Source organism: Mycobacterium sp. URHB0021, assembly GCF_054057895.1.
Genome location: NZ_JBSRZT010000002.1, coordinates 1,983,063 through 1,999,573 on the forward strand (window position 1 = coordinate 1,983,063; position 16,511 = coordinate 1,999,573).

At 66.4% G+C, this 16,511-nt stretch carries 18 protein-coding genes; 1 reads left to right on the top strand and 17 read right to left on the bottom strand.

The window, feature by feature from the left end; translation table 11 throughout:
* Positions 1-3: 3 nt before the first annotated feature.
* The 14 genes from ACVWWN_RS12050 to ACVWWN_RS12115 form a co-directional block, all read right to left on the bottom strand.
* Entirely contained in the window at positions 4-714 is a 711-nt protein-coding gene (locus ACVWWN_RS12050) for an anti-sigma factor (RefSeq protein ID WP_457144095.1), read from the bottom strand.
* The gene (locus ACVWWN_RS12055) at positions 711-1,292 is read right to left on the bottom strand and encodes a sigma-70 family RNA polymerase sigma factor (protein ID WP_457144096.1); all 582 of its coding nucleotides are present in this window, start codon (positions 1,290-1,292) and stop codon (positions 711-713) included. Before ACVWWN_RS12055 ends, ACVWWN_RS12050 begins: the two co-directional genes overlap by 4 nt.
* A complete protein-coding gene (locus ACVWWN_RS12060; RefSeq protein ID WP_457144097.1) occupies positions 1,289-2,074 on the bottom strand; it encodes a DUF1295 domain-containing protein in 786 nt (261 codons plus the stop codon). The genes ACVWWN_RS12055 and ACVWWN_RS12060 overlap by 4 nt, the downstream gene beginning before the upstream one ends.
* Entirely contained in the window at positions 2,071-3,345 is a 1,275-nt protein-coding gene (locus tag ACVWWN_RS12065) for a class I SAM-dependent methyltransferase (RefSeq protein WP_457144098.1), read from the bottom strand. The genes ACVWWN_RS12060 and ACVWWN_RS12065 overlap by 4 nt, the downstream gene beginning before the upstream one ends.
* Positions 3,342-4,115, bottom strand: coding sequence for a DUF1365 domain-containing protein (locus tag ACVWWN_RS12070; protein WP_457144099.1), 774 nt, complete (start codon positions 4,113-4,115; stop codon positions 3,342-3,344). The genes ACVWWN_RS12065 and ACVWWN_RS12070 overlap by 4 nt, the downstream gene beginning before the upstream one ends.
* On the bottom strand, positions 4,109-5,395 hold the full coding sequence (locus ACVWWN_RS12075) for an NAD(P)/FAD-dependent oxidoreductase (RefSeq protein WP_457144100.1): 1,287 nt from the start codon (positions 5,393-5,395) through the stop codon (positions 4,109-4,111). Before ACVWWN_RS12075 ends, ACVWWN_RS12070 begins: the two co-directional genes overlap by 7 nt.
* A gap of 63 nt (positions 5,396-5,458) precedes the next feature.
* On the bottom strand, positions 5,459-6,550 hold the full coding sequence (locus ACVWWN_RS12080) for a serine hydrolase domain-containing protein (RefSeq protein ID WP_457144101.1): 1,092 nt from the start codon (positions 6,548-6,550) through the stop codon (positions 5,459-5,461).
* On the bottom strand, positions 6,550-7,632 hold the full coding sequence (locus ACVWWN_RS12085) for a poly-gamma-glutamate hydrolase family protein (RefSeq protein WP_457149100.1): 1,083 nt from the start codon (positions 7,630-7,632) through the stop codon (positions 6,550-6,552). The genes ACVWWN_RS12080 and ACVWWN_RS12085 overlap by 1 nt, the downstream gene beginning before the upstream one ends.
* Positions 7,633-7,701: 69 nt before the next feature.
* Positions 7,702-8,928: an Nramp family divalent metal transporter gene (locus ACVWWN_RS12090; protein WP_457144102.1), complete on the bottom strand. Its 1,227-nt coding sequence runs from the start codon at positions 8,926-8,928 to the stop codon at positions 7,702-7,704.
* 76 nt (positions 8,929-9,004) lie between these two features.
* Positions 9,005-9,250 carry a hypothetical protein gene (locus tag ACVWWN_RS12095; protein WP_457144103.1) on the bottom strand — a complete coding sequence of 82 codons (246 nt, stop codon included), beginning with the start codon at positions 9,248-9,250 and terminating at the stop codon, positions 9,005-9,007.
* 28 nt (positions 9,251-9,278) lie between these two features.
* Positions 9,279-9,605, bottom strand: coding sequence for a hypothetical protein (locus tag ACVWWN_RS12100; RefSeq protein WP_457144104.1), 327 nt, complete (start codon positions 9,603-9,605; stop codon positions 9,279-9,281).
* A gap of 20 nt (positions 9,606-9,625) precedes the next feature.
* Positions 9,626-9,889, bottom strand: coding sequence for a hypothetical protein (locus ACVWWN_RS12105; protein ID WP_457144105.1), 264 nt, complete (start codon positions 9,887-9,889; stop codon positions 9,626-9,628).
* 35 nt (positions 9,890-9,924) lie between these two features.
* On the bottom strand, positions 9,925-10,998 hold the full coding sequence (locus ACVWWN_RS12110; protein WP_457144106.1) for an NAD(P)H-dependent amine dehydrogenase family protein: 1,074 nt from the start codon (positions 10,996-10,998) through the stop codon (positions 9,925-9,927).
* 10 nt (positions 10,999-11,008) lie between these two features.
* Positions 11,009-11,800, bottom strand: coding sequence for an SDR family oxidoreductase (locus ACVWWN_RS12115; RefSeq protein ID WP_457144107.1), 792 nt, complete (start codon positions 11,798-11,800; stop codon positions 11,009-11,011).
* A gap of 159 nt (positions 11,801-11,959) precedes the next feature.
* On the opposite strand from ACVWWN_RS12115, the gene ACVWWN_RS12120 reads away from it, so the two are divergent.
* Positions 11,960-12,979, top strand: a complete 1,020-nt coding sequence (locus tag ACVWWN_RS12120) for a hypothetical protein (protein ID WP_457144108.1) — start codon at positions 11,960-11,962, stop codon at positions 12,977-12,979.
* A 93-nt stretch (positions 12,980-13,072) separates the two neighbouring features.
* Here the strand turns inward: ACVWWN_RS12120 and ku are convergent, their stop codons facing one another.
* From ku to ACVWWN_RS12135, 3 genes are read right to left on the bottom strand one after another with little or no spacing between them, the layout of a single operon-like run.
* A complete protein-coding gene (gene ku, locus ACVWWN_RS12125) occupies positions 13,073-13,987 on the bottom strand; it encodes a non-homologous end joining protein Ku (protein ID WP_457144109.1) in 915 nt (304 codons plus the stop codon).
* Positions 13,987-14,940, bottom strand: a complete 954-nt coding sequence (locus ACVWWN_RS12130; protein ID WP_457144110.1) for a carbohydrate kinase family protein — start codon at positions 14,938-14,940, stop codon at positions 13,987-13,989. The genes ku and ACVWWN_RS12130 overlap by 1 nt, the downstream gene beginning before the upstream one ends.
* Positions 14,937-16,358 (bottom strand): mannitol dehydrogenase family protein, encoded by a 1,422-nt coding sequence (locus ACVWWN_RS12135; RefSeq protein ID WP_457144111.1) that lies wholly within the window; start codon positions 16,356-16,358, stop codon positions 14,937-14,939. Before ACVWWN_RS12135 ends, ACVWWN_RS12130 begins: the two co-directional genes overlap by 4 nt.
* Between the last annotated feature and the right edge of the window lie 153 nt (positions 16,359-16,511).

The following is a 16,511-nucleotide window of genomic DNA, read 5'->3' on the forward strand; positions in this document are numbered from 1 at the left end:
TGTCTAGACCAGCGGCAGTTCGGCGAACACCGGTGTGGTCGGGCTCCGCGAGCCACCGGGAGGTTCCACAGTGAAGGCAAGCGCGTTGGACGCACCCAGATCGGGCAGCACGGCGGTGGTAGACGGGGCGACGGCCCCGGCGTCCATCGTGCCCGCCGAATGCGGGCCGTCGGGGGCAACCAACCACATCTGATAAACCGTGCCCGCCTCCGGCGGCGCCACATTGTTCATCACCAACACCCCGGCGTCCTTTTCGCGGGAGAACACCACCGTGGCGGTGCCGCCGCCGGGAATGCTGCCCGACACGGTCCGCACATCGGGCGCCGTGAACACCTCGGCCGCCGTCGACGGGGCAGGCGGGGGCCGCAGCGCCAGACCGACGCCGAGTGCCCCGAGACCGATTGCCAGCGCGGCGGCCGCGGCCAGTACGACGGCCTGCCAGCGTTTGATGCGTGGGCGCAATACCGGCGCGGCCTCGGGGCTCACGCTGGCCAGCACTCGGTCGCGCAGTTGAAGCGGTGGCTCGACAGCGGTGGCCGCGGAGACGGCGGCCATGGTTTCCCTGACGGCGCGGACCTCGTCGTGGAAGGCACGCACTACGTCGGGAGGTGCCGCGGCGAGGCGTTGTTCGATGTCGGCGTACTCGGCGTCCGGAACCGCATGCAGGGCGTACGGCACAGCGAGTTCGATCAGGTCGGGTCGTGGCTCGGTCATGGGATCCCCAGACACCTGCGGAGGCCCCGGATGGCATCGCGCATCCGGGATTTGATCGTGGCGAGATTCGCCGACAGCCGCTCGGACACCTGGACGTAGGTCAGCCCGTCGTAATAGGCGAGTTGGATGGCCTGCCGTTGTGCGTCGGTGAGTGACTCGAGGCAGTCGGTGACCTGGCGATGCTCGTCACGCAGCACCACGGTGTCGGCGACCTGGTCCGAGGGCGGGTCGACGTTCGCGGCGCCGTAGCGCGACTCGCGTGCGCCGGCGGCCTGCTCGGAACGCACCCGGTCCACCGCGCGCCGGTGGGCCAAGGTGAGCAGCCATGCCAGCGGGGAGCCGGCCTTCGGGTCGTAGCTGTCGGCCGTGCGCCAAACCTGCAGGTAGATGTCCTGTGTGGTTTCCTCGCTGTAGCCGGGGTCGCGGAGCACCCGGGTGACCAGGCCGAACACCCGGGCGCGGGTCTGGTCATAAAAGCTCGTGAACGCGTCGATGTCCCGCCGGGCCACCTGGCGTAGCAGTCCGTCGAGATCGGTGGTCACGAGCGGTAGCCTAGCCACCGCTGTCGAAATCGTCACGGTAATCGCGATTTGGGACGCGTTGGGACGAAAAATGAAGTGCGCGAACGATATTCATTGAAGCCAGGTCGGTCCGCCATGTATTTCTCGGTGCGGCGGGCACCAGTCGCGTACACGACGAAGTACGTCATGACCGCAGGAGACAGCACTGTCGCAACCGAAACCCAACCGGCGACGCCGACGAGCCACAGTCCCCACCAGACAGTCGCATCGCCAAAGTAGTTGGGATGACGGGTCCACGCCCACAGGCCGCGGTCCATGACCACGCCTTTGTTGGCCGGATCCGCCTTGAACTGGCGCAACTGGTGGTCGCCGACCGCCTCGAAAAGCAGACCACCACACCAGACGGCGATTCCGACGATCAAGACCGGTCGCAGGCCCGAAGGAGTCGTGCCCAATACCGCCGAAACCTGCAGCGGTAGCGAGACAAACCACGTTGCAGCGGCCTGTACGGCGAACACCCGGCGCAGCACGTGAGCCGCCGAGAAGTCGCCGCGCAGCAGATCGCGATAACGAGGGTCCTCGCCCTTGCCTGCCGACTTGACGACCATGTGCCAGGCCAGTCGAAGACCCCAGACTGCGACCAGCACCAGCAGCAGGACCCGCCGGAACAGGTCACCTGTGCCCAGGACGGCGACCACCGCCGCGGCCGCCACGAATCCGAGTCCCCACGTGACGTCGACGACGTTGTACCGTCCGATCCGCCTGCCGATCGCGAATGTCACGCCGAACATCGCCAGCACGGTTGCCAGTGAGGCCGCCGAGACGACGACGAACGTCATCGCTCACGTCCCGTCGGTGCGAACGTCCACTGATAGACGTCGAGATAACCGGCCCTGAAACCCGCCTCGGAGTATGCCAGGTACAGCTCCCACATCCGGTGGAAAACGTCGTCGAAGCCCAACGCGACCAAGGCATCTCGGCGTCCCGCGAAGCGTTCCCGCCACAGCCGCAAGGTTTCGGCGTAGTGCAGGCGCAGCGAGTACATGTCCACGGTGCGCAACCGGGTATGACGCTCGGTGATGCCGACGATCGCCTCGGTGGACGGCAGCAGGCCGCCGGGAAAGATATATTTCTGTATCCACGTATATGTGGTGCGGCTGGCCATCATTCGGTCGTGCGGCATGGTGATGGCCTGGATCGCGACACGTCCCCCCGGCGCCACCAACCGATCGAGGGCGCCGAAGTACGTCGGCCAGAACCGATATCCGACCGCTTCGATCATCTCGACCGACAGCACGGCATCGTAGCGTCCGTCGACATCGCGATAGTCGCACAGGTCGATCTCGACGCGGTCGGACAGCCTGGCCGCGGCCACCCGCTCTCGTGCGAACCGCTGCTGCTCGGCCGACAGGGTGATGGACCGGACCTGAGCTCCCCGTGACGCCGCCCTGATGCTGAGTTCACCCCAGCCCGTGCCGATCTCGAGCACGCGGCTGCCGACCCCGACGTGTGCGTTGTCGAGCAGCCGATCGATCTTGCGGTTCTGCGCCTCGGCCAGGACGGCCGGGGTCGCGGGCAGCGATTCGAACAACGCGCTCGAATACGTCATCGTCTCGTCGAGGAACTCGCCGAACAACTCGTTGGAGAGGTCGTAGTGCTCGGCGATGTTGCGCCGCGCCTGGATCCGGCTGTTGTGCTGGGAACGCGGGTGGCGGACCACCGCAAGGGGGCGGAACTGCTGCAGCGCAGGCGGAATCAGCTCGGCGAGCCTTTTGGCGAACTCGGTGAGCAGGGCCGCTGGATCGGCCGAACTCCAATCGCCGGCCATGTAGGACTCCCCGAAGCCGATCAGCCCGTACCGGCCGATCCGGCGGACGAGCGCCTCGGGTCGGTGGACCAGCATCGTCGGCATCGTCGGATCCGCGGCACCGATGACCATGCCATCGGGATAGACCACGCGGACCGGCAGCCGTGCGGCCGCCTGCCGGAACAGCCGGTCGGCGATCGCGCCGGTCAAGGTACTGACCGGGCCGCGGGGCAACCGCGCCACGGCCGGCCAGCGAACGGGATCGATTGCCGCGGTCTCAGATCGGGCAATATGCGTGGTCACAGTTGTTCGACCTCTTCCTGATGTCGCCGGCGGACAGGTTCGTTGTCGACGCTGTCGGCGCGCGGCACGATCGGAACCCGTCGCAGCCACAGGGTGATGCCCTGAATGCGAATGCCCAGTGCCGCCATCAACGGGGCCAGTGGCGCGACGACCTGAAGCCACAGGATCTCGGGGATGCCCGCCCGCCGCCTGGTGCCGCGCAACGTGGCGACGAAAGCGGGCTGGTTGTCGCGGTGCAGCGAAATACGGACGTCCAACGCATCGTCCGGCCGGGGCGCGTGCACCAGATAGTAGCCGTCGACGTCGTTGAACGGCGAAACGTACAGCTTCTTGCGCACCATCGTCGCCCGACTGTTGTCGGGCGGCAGCAGGTACGCATGCCTGCCGCCGTACGTGTTGTGGACTTCGGCGATTATGTGGCGCAGCACGCCGTCGGCGTCATGACACCAGTAGAGGCTGAGCGGATTGAACACGTAGCCCAACACCCTGGGCTGCATCAACGCGGTGATCCGGCCGCCGTACAGGTCGATGCCCCGCTCCGCCAAGAAAGCGTCGATGCGTTGCCGCAGAGTGTCGTTCGGCTCACCGGGCCCGGGATCCCAGAGGTGGTCGTGCGCCTCGAACCGGGCGAACGGCCGCAGCCAGCGCGGCAGCTGGGGCAGGTCGTCGAGGTCGATGTACCAGGTGTAGCTGCGGTGCTCGAAGTAGTGGTGCACCGGCGCCCGGCGAAGATGCGTGATCGTGGTGCGGTACAACGCGGAGCTCAACACGGGACCGCCTCACGGGGGATGGACGGCCATTGCGCACCCAGGCGCTGGGCCGCCCGCAGGCCGGACGCCGCACCGTCCTCGTGGAATCCCCAGCCGTGGTAGGCGCCTGCGAATACCACGCGGTCGTCGTCGAGTGTGGGCAGAAGCCTTTGAGCGGCAAAAGAATCCGGGGTATAGACCGGATGGCTGTAGGTCATCTCGGCGATGACCGTCGCGGGGTCGACGTGCTCGTGCCCGCCGAGTGTCACGAGGAATCGACGCGGGCCGCCCAGCCGCATCAACCGGGTGATGTCGTAGGTGACCAGCACCCGGTCGTCGTTCGGCGTGCGCAGGTAGTTCCAGCAGGCGCGCGCCCGACTCTGTCGGGGCAGCACCGATTCGTCGGTGTGCAACTGGGCGCGGTTGATGCAGTAGGGCATGGCGCCGAGGAGTGCGCGCTCGGGAACGGTGGGTTCGGCCAGCATGAGCAGTGCCTGATCGGGATGGGTTGCGATGACCGCTGCGTCGAAGAGCCGCGTATTACCCGCCGCTGTCACCGTGACGCCGCCGGGTACCCGCCGGACCGAGCGCACCGGCGCACCGGCGCACACCTCGTCGACCCGGGCCAGGATCGCCTCGACGTAGGTCGCCGATCCGCCGACCACGGTGCGCCAGGTGGGGGAGCCGAAGACCGACAGCATGCCGTGGTGCTCGAGGAAGACGAACAAATAGCGAGCGGGATACTGCAGCGCCTCGTCCGGAGGGGACGACCAGACCGCTGCGACCAGCGGCGTCATGAAATGGTCGACGAAGTAAGCGGAGAAGCCATGTCGGTCGAGGAACACGCCGAGCGTCTCGTCGCGGCCCGGGTCGCTTGTCAGCAGCCGGGTGGCGGCCGTGTGGAACCGTTTGATCTCGGTCAGCATCCGGAGGTAGCGCGGGCGGGCCAGCGACGACCAGGAGGGAAAAAGGCCGCCGAGGCCACGGGCACCCGCGTACTCCAGGCCGCTGGCGTCATCGCGAACCGACATCGACATGTCGGTGTCCTGGGTGGCGATACCCAGTTCGTCGAAGAGCCGGCACAACGTGGGGTAGGTGCGGTCGTTGTGCACCAGGAACGCGCTGTCGACGCCGACGGTGTAGCCGTCCCCGCGGTCGACATAGTGGGTGTGGGCGTGCCCGCCGATGCGGGTGTCGGCATCGAAAAGCGTCACCCTGTCCTGGGCCGACAGCACGTACGAGGTGACCAGGCCGGCCACCCCGCTGCCGATGACCGCGACCGAGCGTTCGTAGGGGCGCATGCGTTCCACATCCCCTATTCGGAGCCGGGGGACGGGCGGATGGGTGGTGCGGCGCGGCCGCGGCTACGCCGGGCAGTAGACGGCCGAGACCAGCGCGGCGCGCGGATCCTCGGCGATCGAATCCGTCTCGGGCGGCGATTGGGTCAACGTCATCGACAACGCGGGCTTGCCGAAGGCCTTTGTGATCAGGCTGTGGTAGCCGTCGATATCGCCGCCGTGGGCCCACACCGTGACGCCGCAATCCAGGTCGATACGGGTCAGCCCCAGCCCGTAGCCGAAGCCGGGGCCCGCGTCGCCCCATGGGACCGTCGTCATCATCTCGTCCAGTTGCGCACGCGGGATGACGCGGCCGTCGAGCAGTGCGGTGAGGAACGCCGATGTGTCTTCGTTGGTGGAAATCAGCGCACCAGACATGCCCGCCGCAGACGCGTTGAAGGCCGTAACGTCCGTCCGGCGGCCGTCGACTACCTCGTAGCCGTGCGCGAACGGCGTGCGAAGCCCGTCGTCACCGGGCGCGGGAAAGTAGGTGTCGAACAGTCTCAGCGGCAGGATGATTCGGCGCGTAACCTCCTCCGCGGCCGGTCGTCCGGTCACTGTCTCGATCAGCAGACCCGCGATGACGTAGTTCGTGTTGGTGTATTTGACCGCCGCGCCCGGCGGAAACTGGGCGGCCCGGGTCAGGGCCGCGCCCAGGAGCTCATCCGCGCCGACGGGCTCCGTGGGGACGGGGGTGTCGGCGTCGAAGTACTCCGGAAGGCCACTCTGGTGGCGCAGCAGTTGACGGACCGTGATGGCGCCGGCGTCGATGCCCTCGCCGTGGATGCGGCCGGGCAGGTACGTCTCGATCGGCGCATCGAGATCGATCTTGTCCTCCGCGACCAGTTGCAGAACCGTCGCGGCGACAAAGGTTTTCGTAATGCTTGCGGCGCGGATATGGGTGTTCGGCGCGAAGCCGGCCCTGATGTCGACGTCCGAAAAGCCGGCAGCGTATCGGACGAGGTTGGTGCCGTCGCGGATGACCGCGATTCCGCCCGCCAGATCGTCGTCGGCGACGATGCGGGCCAGCGCTCCGTCGACGGCATCGGGAGCTGCGTACGCCGGCGCGACCGCGAGCCCGAGGATTACGACGGTGGCCGCGAGCACTGCGGTGCGCACTATGCGGAGGTCAGTTCCCAGGAATGGGCGGTCGCGGCGAGGCCCCGCACCAACTCCGACGTCGCCGGGGTGAGGCCATCGTCGCCGGGTAGCCCGCTGCGTGGGCTGATGCCCCGCACCCGGGGGGTCAGTTCGAGTTGGGTGCCGCCGCCCCGCACCCGGTTGACCGGGTTGTCGGGATGCAGGCCCCGCAGCTCGCGCGGGATCGCGTCGAGATCCGTGACGATCCGGTAGCCGGGCACCACGACGTAGCGCGCGAGCTGTTCGGCGAGTTCCCGGTTGCCCCCGCCGGCGAGCAGTTCGGTGCTGCGGCCGACGCGTCCGTATCCGTGCACCGACACCGCGACGTCGACGTGGTCGAGGAACTCTGCCAACCTGTCGGACTCCTCCGCGTTGTACAACGCGGAGGACAGGTGATGCGGGTAGTGGTCGGGATGGCGCACCACGTACACCGAGGCGCCGGCCGCCTCGGCGGCACGCTCGGCGATGACGTCGGTCATCTGTTCCAGCCCGCCGCCGTGGATGGCCAGGAAGCCGAACGTCGACCGCAGGGTGGCGTGTTCGATGACGCCGGGGTACGCGAGTAACTCCGAAAGTGACCGAGGTGCAATCGAACTCGACTTGTCGGCACGGTGCGGCCAGTTCGTCGGATCCCACCGCTTGAGAAATTCGATCCACCGGTGCGGCAGTTCGTGGTGCACTGCACCGTCGACGATGCGCTCCAGGTAGCCCGGCCGCGGTGCGCCAGGGTCGACGCGATGGTCGATGTACACCCAGGCTTCGGAGGAGCCCGCGTCGGTCTGAACGGTCAGGCGGTCGCGGCGGTAGCGCGAAGGCACACCCTCGGCACTGTCCAGGGTCGCGAGGTCGTCATCGGTCACCTGCCAGAGCACGCCGTGCACCTGCGAGCCGTCGAACGGCTCGACCGTGGCGACCCCGCGCTGGTTGATCAGCCAGCCGTGATCGGCCAGTGTGGCGGGTCGGGGATCCACGGCGTCGGGGCATCTTCGCGCCATCTGACGCACGCAGATATTGGAGCCATAGGCGAAGTAGTTATGCCGAGCGCGCACCTCGCTGTCCATAACCACGCGGTCTATTTTAATCGAGCCACTGACCTGCGCATTTCGTGTGGTGCCGAGAACGCGGACCAGCTAACCAGTGATGGTCAGGTAGATCAGTACGACGTTGAGCACACTGATCAGAATCGCGACAGACCAGCCCAGAACAGTCGTCAACCGGTGGTTGGTGTCATCGCCCATCAGGCGGCGGTCGCTGGTCATCCGCACGAGGGGAATCAGCGCGAACGGGATTCCGAAAGACAACACCACCTGTGACAGCACCAGGGCGCGGCTGGGGTCGACGCCGATCGCCAGGATCACCAGCGCGGGGATCAGGGTGACGAGCCGTCGCAACAACAGCGGATAGGAGCGGTGCAGCAGGCCTTGCATGATCATCGCGCCGGCGTACGCGCCCACCGATGTCGAGGCCAGCCCGGAGGCCAGTAGGCCGACGGCGAAGAACAGCGCAACCGTGGGGCCGAGGGTGTCGCGGACGGCGGCGTGGGCGCCCTCGATGGAGTCGGTGTTGTCGCGACCCTGCAGGTTGGTCGCGGCGACCAGCACCATCGACAGGTTCACCGCGCCCGCGGCGAGCATCGCGAGCACGACGTCGAGCCGGGTGATCTTGAGGAGTCGTCGGCGATGCGGACCGGCATCGGGATGACCGTGACGGTCCCGCGCAAGACCCGAGTGCAGGTAGACCGCGTGCGGCATGACCGTCGCGCCGAGCATCGCGGTGGCCAGCAGCACGCTCTCGGCCCCTTCGAACCGCGGCACGAGTCCCGCGGCGACGTCGCCGGCGGCCGGCGGTTCGACGAACAGGCTGACCAGGAATCCGATCGCGATGACCATCAGCAGCCCGCTGATCACCCGTTCGAAGGCGCGCTGACCCCTGCGGTTCTGGATGGCGAGCAGCACCAACGACACCGCGCCGGTGATCACACCGCCCATCAACAGCGGCAGGTCGAAGAGTAGATGCAGGGCAATCGCACCGCCGACGACCTCGGCGAGATCCGTTGCCATTGCGACGAATTCGGCCTGCAGCCAATACATGATCCGGGTACTGGTGCGGGAGTGGTCGGCGACCGACTCGGGCAGGCTGCGTCCGGTGACCAGGCCGAGCTTGGCCGACAGGAACTGCACGAGACCGGCCATCACATTGGCCACGATGATGACCCAGACGAGCAGGAAACCGAACTGTGCGCCGGCGCTGACGTTGGCCGCGACGTTACCGGGATCAACGTATGCGATGGCGGCGACGAACGCGGGACCCAGCAGCAACCAGCTCGGACGTAGCGGCGCCTCGGTGTCCGGTATCAACTCACCCACCTTCTATCCGGGAATGCGAATAGAAAAGTTAGGTTAGACGAAACCTCGGGCAGCGGCTAGTGGTGAATCACCACCCGAAACCGAAGCCGCCGATCCCGATGATGAGACCGCCGCCGTAGGGCCAGCCCCAATTGTTGTTGTTCAGCGGGGGCGAGGTGGTGATCTGCGCGCTGCCGTTGGTCTGGCATTGAGTCGTGTTCGGTCCCACGTTTGTGCAGCGGGGCTGCGCGGCGGCGCTCGGCGCCGTCGCGACGACGGCACAAACGCCCACCATTGCGAAGAGCGGAGTGAGATAGCGAATCCTGGTTCGCATGGTCGGCCTCCTCAAGGGGCCAGGGATGTCAGCGGCCGCCATGGCCGCCACCGCCACCACCGCCGCCGTGGGGGCCGTAGCCTCCACCGCCGATGATGAGGGCGGGGCCGTAGAACTCGTCGTCCCACGGATACAGATATGTCGGTTCAGCCGGGGTGGCGTTGATTTGGACGTTGCCCGGTGTCGCGCACTCGGTCGTCGAGCCGCCGATGGCTTCGGCGCCACCCGTGTCGACGCACGACGGGAGAGTGGAGGAGTCGCCGGGTTGGGCGACGGCGGAAGGTGCGGTCACCATCGCCGCCGCGGCAGCCGCCGCTACGAAAACTGGTGTGAGATACCGGATGCCAATCCGCACCACTGGCCTCCTCAGGCCGATCAGGGGAAGAACAGGCCCTCGCTCCCCCACATGTCGCCCCACGGACCATCGAACTCGGGCTCGGCAGGCGTGGCGTTGATCTCCACGTTGCCGGGCGTCGCGCATTCGGTCGTCGAGCCGCCGATGGCTTCGGCGCCACCGGTGTCCACACACTGGGGCAGCGGCGCCGGGTCGTCGGCTAAGGCGGCGGGGGCCGTCAGGATTGCCGCGGCGACACCTGCCGCTGCGGCCAGCGGGGTGAGATAACGCAGCGTCGTCCGCATAGGCAAGCCCTTCGCTTCAAGTGATCCCCGAGTTATCAGCCAGCGTACAGCCCTTTTCCAGTGATGAGGGGTAAGTCCAGCGTCGTCGTGATGCCCGGCGCAGCGTCGATCACGGCGGGGATCGCGTTGACGACGCGGGCCGCGGTAGCAACCAGCCCGGCGTGGTTGTGGTCGCCCTTGCGGCTACTGAGGCAGAGGTCCAACGCGTAGGACGGCTCGCCGGTCACCTCGATCCGGTACGAGCCGCCGTCCTGAGCGGGTTGCGGCCAATCCGGGTGCAGGTCGTCGCGCAGTCGCGTCACGTGTTCGAGCACGACGGCGGCCTTGCCGTTCTTGATGCCCCGCACCTCGAACCGCAGTGCCGCGGCGGTGCCTTTGGCGATGTGTCCGGACGCGATCTCGAAGTCCTCGGGTGCCGGCTCGCGTAGGTAGGTCTCGGTCACCTCGTCGAGCTCGACGCCGAGGCCCGCGGCGAGTTGCCGGACGACCGACCCCCACGCCAGGCTCAGCACGCCCGGTTGCAGCAGCAGCGGGATGTCGTCGAGCCGCTTGCCGAAGCCCATCACGTCGAACATCACCGTGGCGCTGTCGTAGGTGTCGTAGTTGATGATCTCCATGCACCGGATCTGCTCGATGCTCTGACATGTGCCTGCCAGCGCGAGCGGAAGGAGGTCGTTGGCGAAGCCCGGGTCGATGCCGTTGACGAAAATGCTCGAGTTACCCGCCTTCGCGGCCTCCTCGATCGGCGAGACGAGGTCGTCGGGCAGTGTCTGCCATGGGTATTGCAGGAACACCGCACTGCTGCCGACGACGTTGACACCCGCCGCCAGGATGCGCCGGTAGTCCTGCAGCGCTTCGGGGAGACGGTTGTCGGCCATGGCAGTGTAAACCGCGCATTCGGGATTGCCCGCCAGGACGGCGTCCAGATCATCGGTGGCGGTGATTCCCGTCGAATTGTCAAGTCCGGCAAGCTCTGCGGCGTCCTTGCCGGCCTTGGCCGCCGAGGACACCCACACGCCGGTCAGCTCGAATCTTGGGTCGGTGATCAGTTGGCTGAGAGCGTGCCGGCCGACGTTTCCGGTGCCGATCTGCGCTACGCGAATGGCCATTCAGTACTCCTCACAGATCGGGGATGGGTAGGTCGAGATTGGGGAACGTGAGGCCGCCGTCGACCTCGAGGGTCTTGCCTGTGAGGTAGCTGCCCGCCGGCGAGGAGAGGTAGACGGCGGCGGCCGCGATGTCCTCGGGATCCCCCAGTCGGCGCATCGGCGTCACCCTCTCCATCGCCTCGCGGAGATCGTCGTTGGAGGCGACGATGTCGAGTGCCGAGGTGAGGATCGAACCGGGTGCGATCGCGTTCACCCGGATCCGCGGACACAGGTCAAGGGCGGCCAACCGGGTGTAGTGGGCAAGTGCGGCTTTAGCGGTGCCGTAGGCGACGAAGCCGCGGCCGGCCAGCCTGCCCATCGTCGACGTGACGTTGATGATGCTGCCGCCGCCGGAATGCTCGAGCATGAGCGGGGCGGCGGCCGCGGTCAGCGCGTGCGCGGTCGACACGTTGAACGCGAACGCGTCGCGGAGGTCCTTGGTCGAGGTGTTCACCAGAGGTGCCGGCATGGTGCCGCCGACGTTGTTGACGACGATGTCTAGTTTGCCGAACGCCTCGACGGCCTCGGTTGCGAGCCTGGCGGTGTCGTCCGGGTGGGCGAGGTCGGCGACAACCACGTGGGCGCGTCGTCCGGTGCCGCGAATCTGCTCGGCGACCTCCTCGAGTTGGGACCGCGTGCGCGATGCGATCAGCACGTCCGCACCGGCGTCCGCGAAGGCCAGCGCCATTGCGGCACCGAGTCCGCGACCTGCGCCAGTGACCACCGCGACGTGGTCGTCCAACCGAAACCTGTCCAGAATCACGTGAGCCTCTCTTCCTGTGTGCCGGGCGAACCGTAACAGGCGGTGCCATCCACCGGGATTGCTTCTTGAAACATGTTCTAGTTGGTGGTGGATATTTGCCAGCGTAGGAGCTGGGGAATGCACTTACGAACCGGCCTGTTGCGACTAGTCCATGCTTGAATGGTCGATCGCCTCGCCTTCAGGATTACTCCGCGAATCCGCTCGACTGTGCTGCGAGCACCTCATTCCTGCGTGCGGGCGTTCGGCATGTGGTTTAGTGGGCACTTCGGCGGGTGGTTGCGCGAGCTGGCTCCAATACTCATCGAAGGGGAACGCATGGGTCACTACCTACTAACATCCGGCCTCAGGGCGCGCGTGCGCGGGAAAACCATACGAACATTCCTGCGTGCCCCGCTCGTCAAGCCGTGGTCTGAACATCGTTACCATGCCCGACTCGGACGGCACGCGGAAAACCTGCCATGGGTCAGCCGGGACAGATTCGACGTCATCACCGACCTCAGGGCTCACGGCGTCGCCATCCGGGACGCAATGACGATACCGGCGGCTGCACTCGAGGTAGCCGATCGCTTCGTCGTCGGTTTGCGGGAATGCGCCACGCCGGACATAGTCTTGCCTCACGATGTGGCGGCCCACCCCGCTCTCTACAAGTGGGGTCTGACGGATGACAACCTAGACTTGGCCGAGCACTACATCGGCCTGCCAGTGCATTACCTAGGCGTGGGGGTAAGGCGGGAGCGGGCTGACGGCGTTGTCGACGATGTACGGCAATGGCACAGGGACATCGAAGACCGCCGGATGCTGAAAATCATCGTTTACCTGAGCGATGTCAGCGATGGAGGTGGGCCGTTCGAGTACATTGACCGCCCCGCGAGCAACCACGCCGCTCGCATCCTCAAATATTCATCCGGCTTTGTATCCGACGCCACAATGGCGCGCACGGTCCCGCCGGCGGACTGGATTCAAGCCATCGGTCCTCGCTTATCGGCGATATTCGTCGACACCAGTCGGGTGTTTCACCGCGCCCAGGCGCCGACAAAGACCGACCGATACTCGATGACCTTCAGCTACTCGAGCAGGACGCCCTTCCAAACTTTTCCGGATACCATGTTGAGTCCGGCTGATCTTGCCCGCCTTTGTAACGAACTCACACCCCGCCAGTGCCGGGCCGCTATGGCTTGAGCGACCTTCGATCCGCCGCGCGGGTTCAGCGCCGCGGAAACTGCACGCCGCATCAATGCCGAACGGGCACTCAACGAACAGGCCTGCTGACCGTTACTTCTTCGCGGCTTTCTTCGCGGGGGCCTTCTTCGTGGCTTTCTTCGCGGGCGCCTTCTTGGTCGCGGCTTTCTTGGCCGGCGCCTTCTTGGCCGGCTTGTCGTCGCCCGAGCCGCCGGCGCGTCGCGCCTTCACGCTGGCCTCCAGTTTGGCGAGCAGATCCGAGACGTCCTCGGTCTCCTCGTCGAGTTCCTTTGGCTGCTCCTCGGTGGTAAACGCCTCGCCGCCTTCAAGTTTCGCCTGGACCAGCTCGTGCAGTTGCTCCTGGTAGTCGTCGTGGTAGCGGTCCGGGTTGAAGTCGTCGGTCATCGACTCCACCACCTGGCTGGCCATCTTCAACTCGGCGGGTTTGATCTCGACCTCCTTGTCCAGCACCGGGAAGTCGGGATCGCGGATCTCGTCGGGCCACAGCAGGGTCTGGACGATCATCACGTCGCGCTTGGAAAAGTCCTGCACGCGCAATGCGGCCAGCCGGGTCTTGTTGCGCAGCGCGAAGTGCACGATAGCGACGCGGTCGGTCTCCTTGAGTGTCTTGGTCAGCAGCACATAGGACTTCGACGACTTACCGTCGGGCTCCAGGAAGTAGCTCTTGTCGTACATCATCGGATCGATCTCGCTCCTGGGAACGAACTCCAGGACTTCGATCTCGCGACTGCGTTCCTCGGGCAGGGTTGCGATGTCCTCGTCGGTGATGACCACCGTCTGGCCGTCATCGGACTCGTAGGCCTTCGCGATGTCGCGGTACTCGACCACCTCGCCGCAGACCTCGCAAACCCGCTTGTACCGGATGCGCCCGTTGTCCTTGGCGTGCACCTGGTGAAACTTGATGTCGTGGTCTTCGGTTGCGCTATAGACCTTGACCGGCACGTTCACCAGGCCAAAGGCGATCGAACCTTTCCATATGGAACGCATCAGCCCAGTATGGCTGATTGCTGGGCGGCGTCGCGGGTGGCGCGATCGGGCAGGTCGGCACCCGCGCGGGAAACCGTCAGCGCCGACGACAGCGCGGCCGTCCGCAAAACGTCGGTCAGCGCGTCGACGCCGACGGCGGCCAGCGCAGGCCGCCGTTCGGCGCCCAGAAGATCGAGCGACCACAGTGCGTCGATCAAGCCGCTCATGAACGAGTCGCCCGCGCCGACCGTGTCCACCACATTCACCCGCGGTGCAGGCACCCGCACCTCGCCGGCGGCGCACACCGCGTACGCGCCGTTGCCGCCCATGGTCACCGCGACGATCGAAGGACCCAATCCCAGCCAGGCCTGTGCGATCTGTTCGGGCGAGCGGTTCGGGTCGATCCAGCGCATGTCCTCGTCGCTGGCCTTCACCACATCGCTGCGCTCGATCAACCTGTCGATGCGCCCGCGTCCGATGTCGGCATCCTCCATCAGCACGGGGCGGACGTTCGGGTCGTAGGTCACGGTCGCCGACGGGTGGTAGGTGTCGAGCAAGGCGGCCGTGGCCCGGCAGCCCGGCTCGAGCACGGTGGCGATGGAGCCGGTGTGGACGACCAGTGGTGGGGTGACCTCCGGAGTCCCGGACAGCTGCCACTCGATATCGAACACGTACTGGGCAGAGCCCGCGGCGTCCAGCGTGGCCAGCGCGGTCGGTGTGCGCTCGGCCGAGGTGCTGCCCGAGACCAGTTGCACACCAGACTGCTCCACATACTCGACGATGCGCTGTCCGCGCCGATCGGTGCCGATGTAGGTGAGGAAGTCGACGTCCCGGCCCAGCCGGGACAGACCCACGGCCACGTTGAGCGGGCTGCCGCCGACGTGCTCGCCAATTATCTCGCCGTCGCGCTCGACGATGTCGATCAGCGCCTCGCCGATCACCAGGGCCCGCAGCGGTGTGCCGGGTGCGCTCATGTCGTCTCCTTATGCAGCAGGGCTTCCAGCGTCGCTCGCGCACCGTCGCGGTGCAGCGACTCGAGCGCCCATAGATAGGCCTCGAGGAACCTCGGCTGCTGCGCAAGGTCACCGAAGACATCGGTGTTCTCGATGAACGCCGTCGGATTGTCGTGCTGCTCGCGGGCCAGCGGCACCAGTGTGTCCGCGAGCTGATCCTGTACATCGATCGGCTCGCCCTGTTCGTCGACGCCTTCGGCATAGCGCGCCCAGCTCGCGACGGTCGCCGTCGAGAGCCGAAGCGGCGCACCGGTCTTCAGGTTCTCCCGGATCACGGGCAACAGCCACTTCGGGATCCGGTCCGAGGAACCGAAACACAGACGCACGACGGTGTCCTTGACGCCGGGGTTGGCGAACCGCTCGATGAGGGTCCGCTTGTAGTCAGGCAGATCGATGCCGGGCACCGGCTTCAGGGTCGGGGTCGCTTCCTCATCCATGTACCTGAGCAGGAACTCGGCGAACAGCGGGTCGGCGGCCGCATCGTGGACAAGGCGATAACCGGCCAGATAGGCGAAATAGCACAGGCCCTGATGGCTGGCGTTGAGGAGCCGCAGTTTCATCAGCTCGTACGGCGTCACATCGTCGACCAGCAGCACGTCGGCATCCTCGAATGCCGGCCGCCCGTCGGAGAAGTCGTCCTCGAGAACCCACGACGTGAACGGCTCCGCCGCCACCGGCCATTGATCCTCGACGCCGAATTCACTTTCCAGCGCCGCGATCACCTCGGGTGTGGTGACCGGGGTGATGCGATCGACCATCGAGTTGGGGAACCGGGTGTGTTCGCGCATCCAGTCCCCGAGGCCCGGATGCATCCGGTCGGCGTAGGTGGTGAACGCCTGGCGGGCCACGTCGCCGTTGCCCTCGATGTTGTCGCAAGACACGATCGTCGGGGACGCGACGCCGCGGTCACGCCGGCGCGCGAGCGCCTCGGCGACCAGGCCGAAAACGTTGACCTCTTCGGAGGCGCTGTCGATGCTGTAGCCGCCCTCGGTGATGGTCAGCGACACGATACGGGTGGTCGGTGCGGCCAGGAGTTCGATGACCGTCTCGGGGTCGTCGGGCGCGAAGCGATAGTCGACGATGGAACCGATCACCCGGGCATCGCGGGTGCCGTCCGGGTTCTCCAGCAGCAGTGTGTACAGACAGTCCTGAGCTTGCATCACGTCGGCCATCTTGCGGTCGCTCGGCATGACGCCGACGCCGCAGATGCCCCAGTCCTCGGCTTGGCCGGCCTCGAGGAGCCGATCGACGTACATCGCCTGATGCGCGCGATGGAAGCCGCCCACCCCAAAATGCACGATGCCGATGCCGATCTTGCTGCGGTCGTAACTCGGCTTGGCAATCGGGATCTGGGCGAGATTCGCGTCGTTGAGCTTCATCGCACCGTCACCACTGTCTTGACGCTACTCGGCGTGTGGGTGCTGCAGTACCCGATCCGACCTGGCTCGATGAGTACGGCGTCCCCGATATGGGTACCTGGCGAAAGTGTTGTGTGCGTCACACTGTCCATGTTAACGTGATGAGCATCTACT

Excerpts from the sequence above, each read along its gene's own strand:
- ACVWWN_RS12050 (WP_457144095.1), bottom strand. The coding sequence starts at position 714 with ATGACCGAGCCACGACCCGACCTGATCGAACTCGCTGTGCCGTACGCC.
- ACVWWN_RS12060 (WP_457144097.1), bottom strand. The coding sequence starts at position 2,074 with ATGACGTTCGTCGTCGTCTCGGCGGCCTCACTGGCAACCGTGCTGGCG.
- ACVWWN_RS12075 (WP_457144100.1), bottom strand. The coding sequence starts at position 5,395 with ATGCGCCCCTACGAACGCTCGGTCGCGGTCATCGGCAGCGGGGTGGCC.
- ACVWWN_RS12085 (WP_457149100.1), bottom strand. The coding sequence starts at position 7,632 with ATGGACAGCGAGGTGCGCGCTCGGCATAACTACTTCGCCTATGGCTCC.
- ACVWWN_RS12095 (WP_457144103.1), bottom strand. The coding sequence starts at position 9,250 with ATGCGAACCAGGATTCGCTATCTCACTCCGCTCTTCGCAATGGTGGGC.
- ACVWWN_RS12105 (WP_457144105.1), bottom strand. The coding sequence starts at position 9,889 with ATGCGGACGACGCTGCGTTATCTCACCCCGCTGGCCGCAGCGGCAGGT.
- ACVWWN_RS12110 (WP_457144106.1), bottom strand. The coding sequence starts at position 10,998 with ATGGCCATTCGCGTAGCGCAGATCGGCACCGGAAACGTCGGCCGGCAC.
- ACVWWN_RS12120 (WP_457144108.1), top strand. The coding sequence starts at position 11,960 with ATGGTCGATCGCCTCGCCTTCAGGATTACTCCGCGAATCCGCTCGACT.
- ku (WP_457144109.1), bottom strand. The coding sequence starts at position 13,987 with ATGCGTTCCATATGGAAAGGTTCGATCGCCTTTGGCCTGGTGAACGTG.
- ACVWWN_RS12130 (WP_457144110.1), bottom strand. The coding sequence starts at position 14,940 with ATGAGCGCACCCGGCACACCGCTGCGGGCCCTGGTGATCGGCGAGGCG.
- ACVWWN_RS12135 (WP_457144111.1), bottom strand. The coding sequence starts at position 16,358 with ATGAAGCTCAACGACGCGAATCTCGCCCAGATCCCGATTGCCAAGCCG.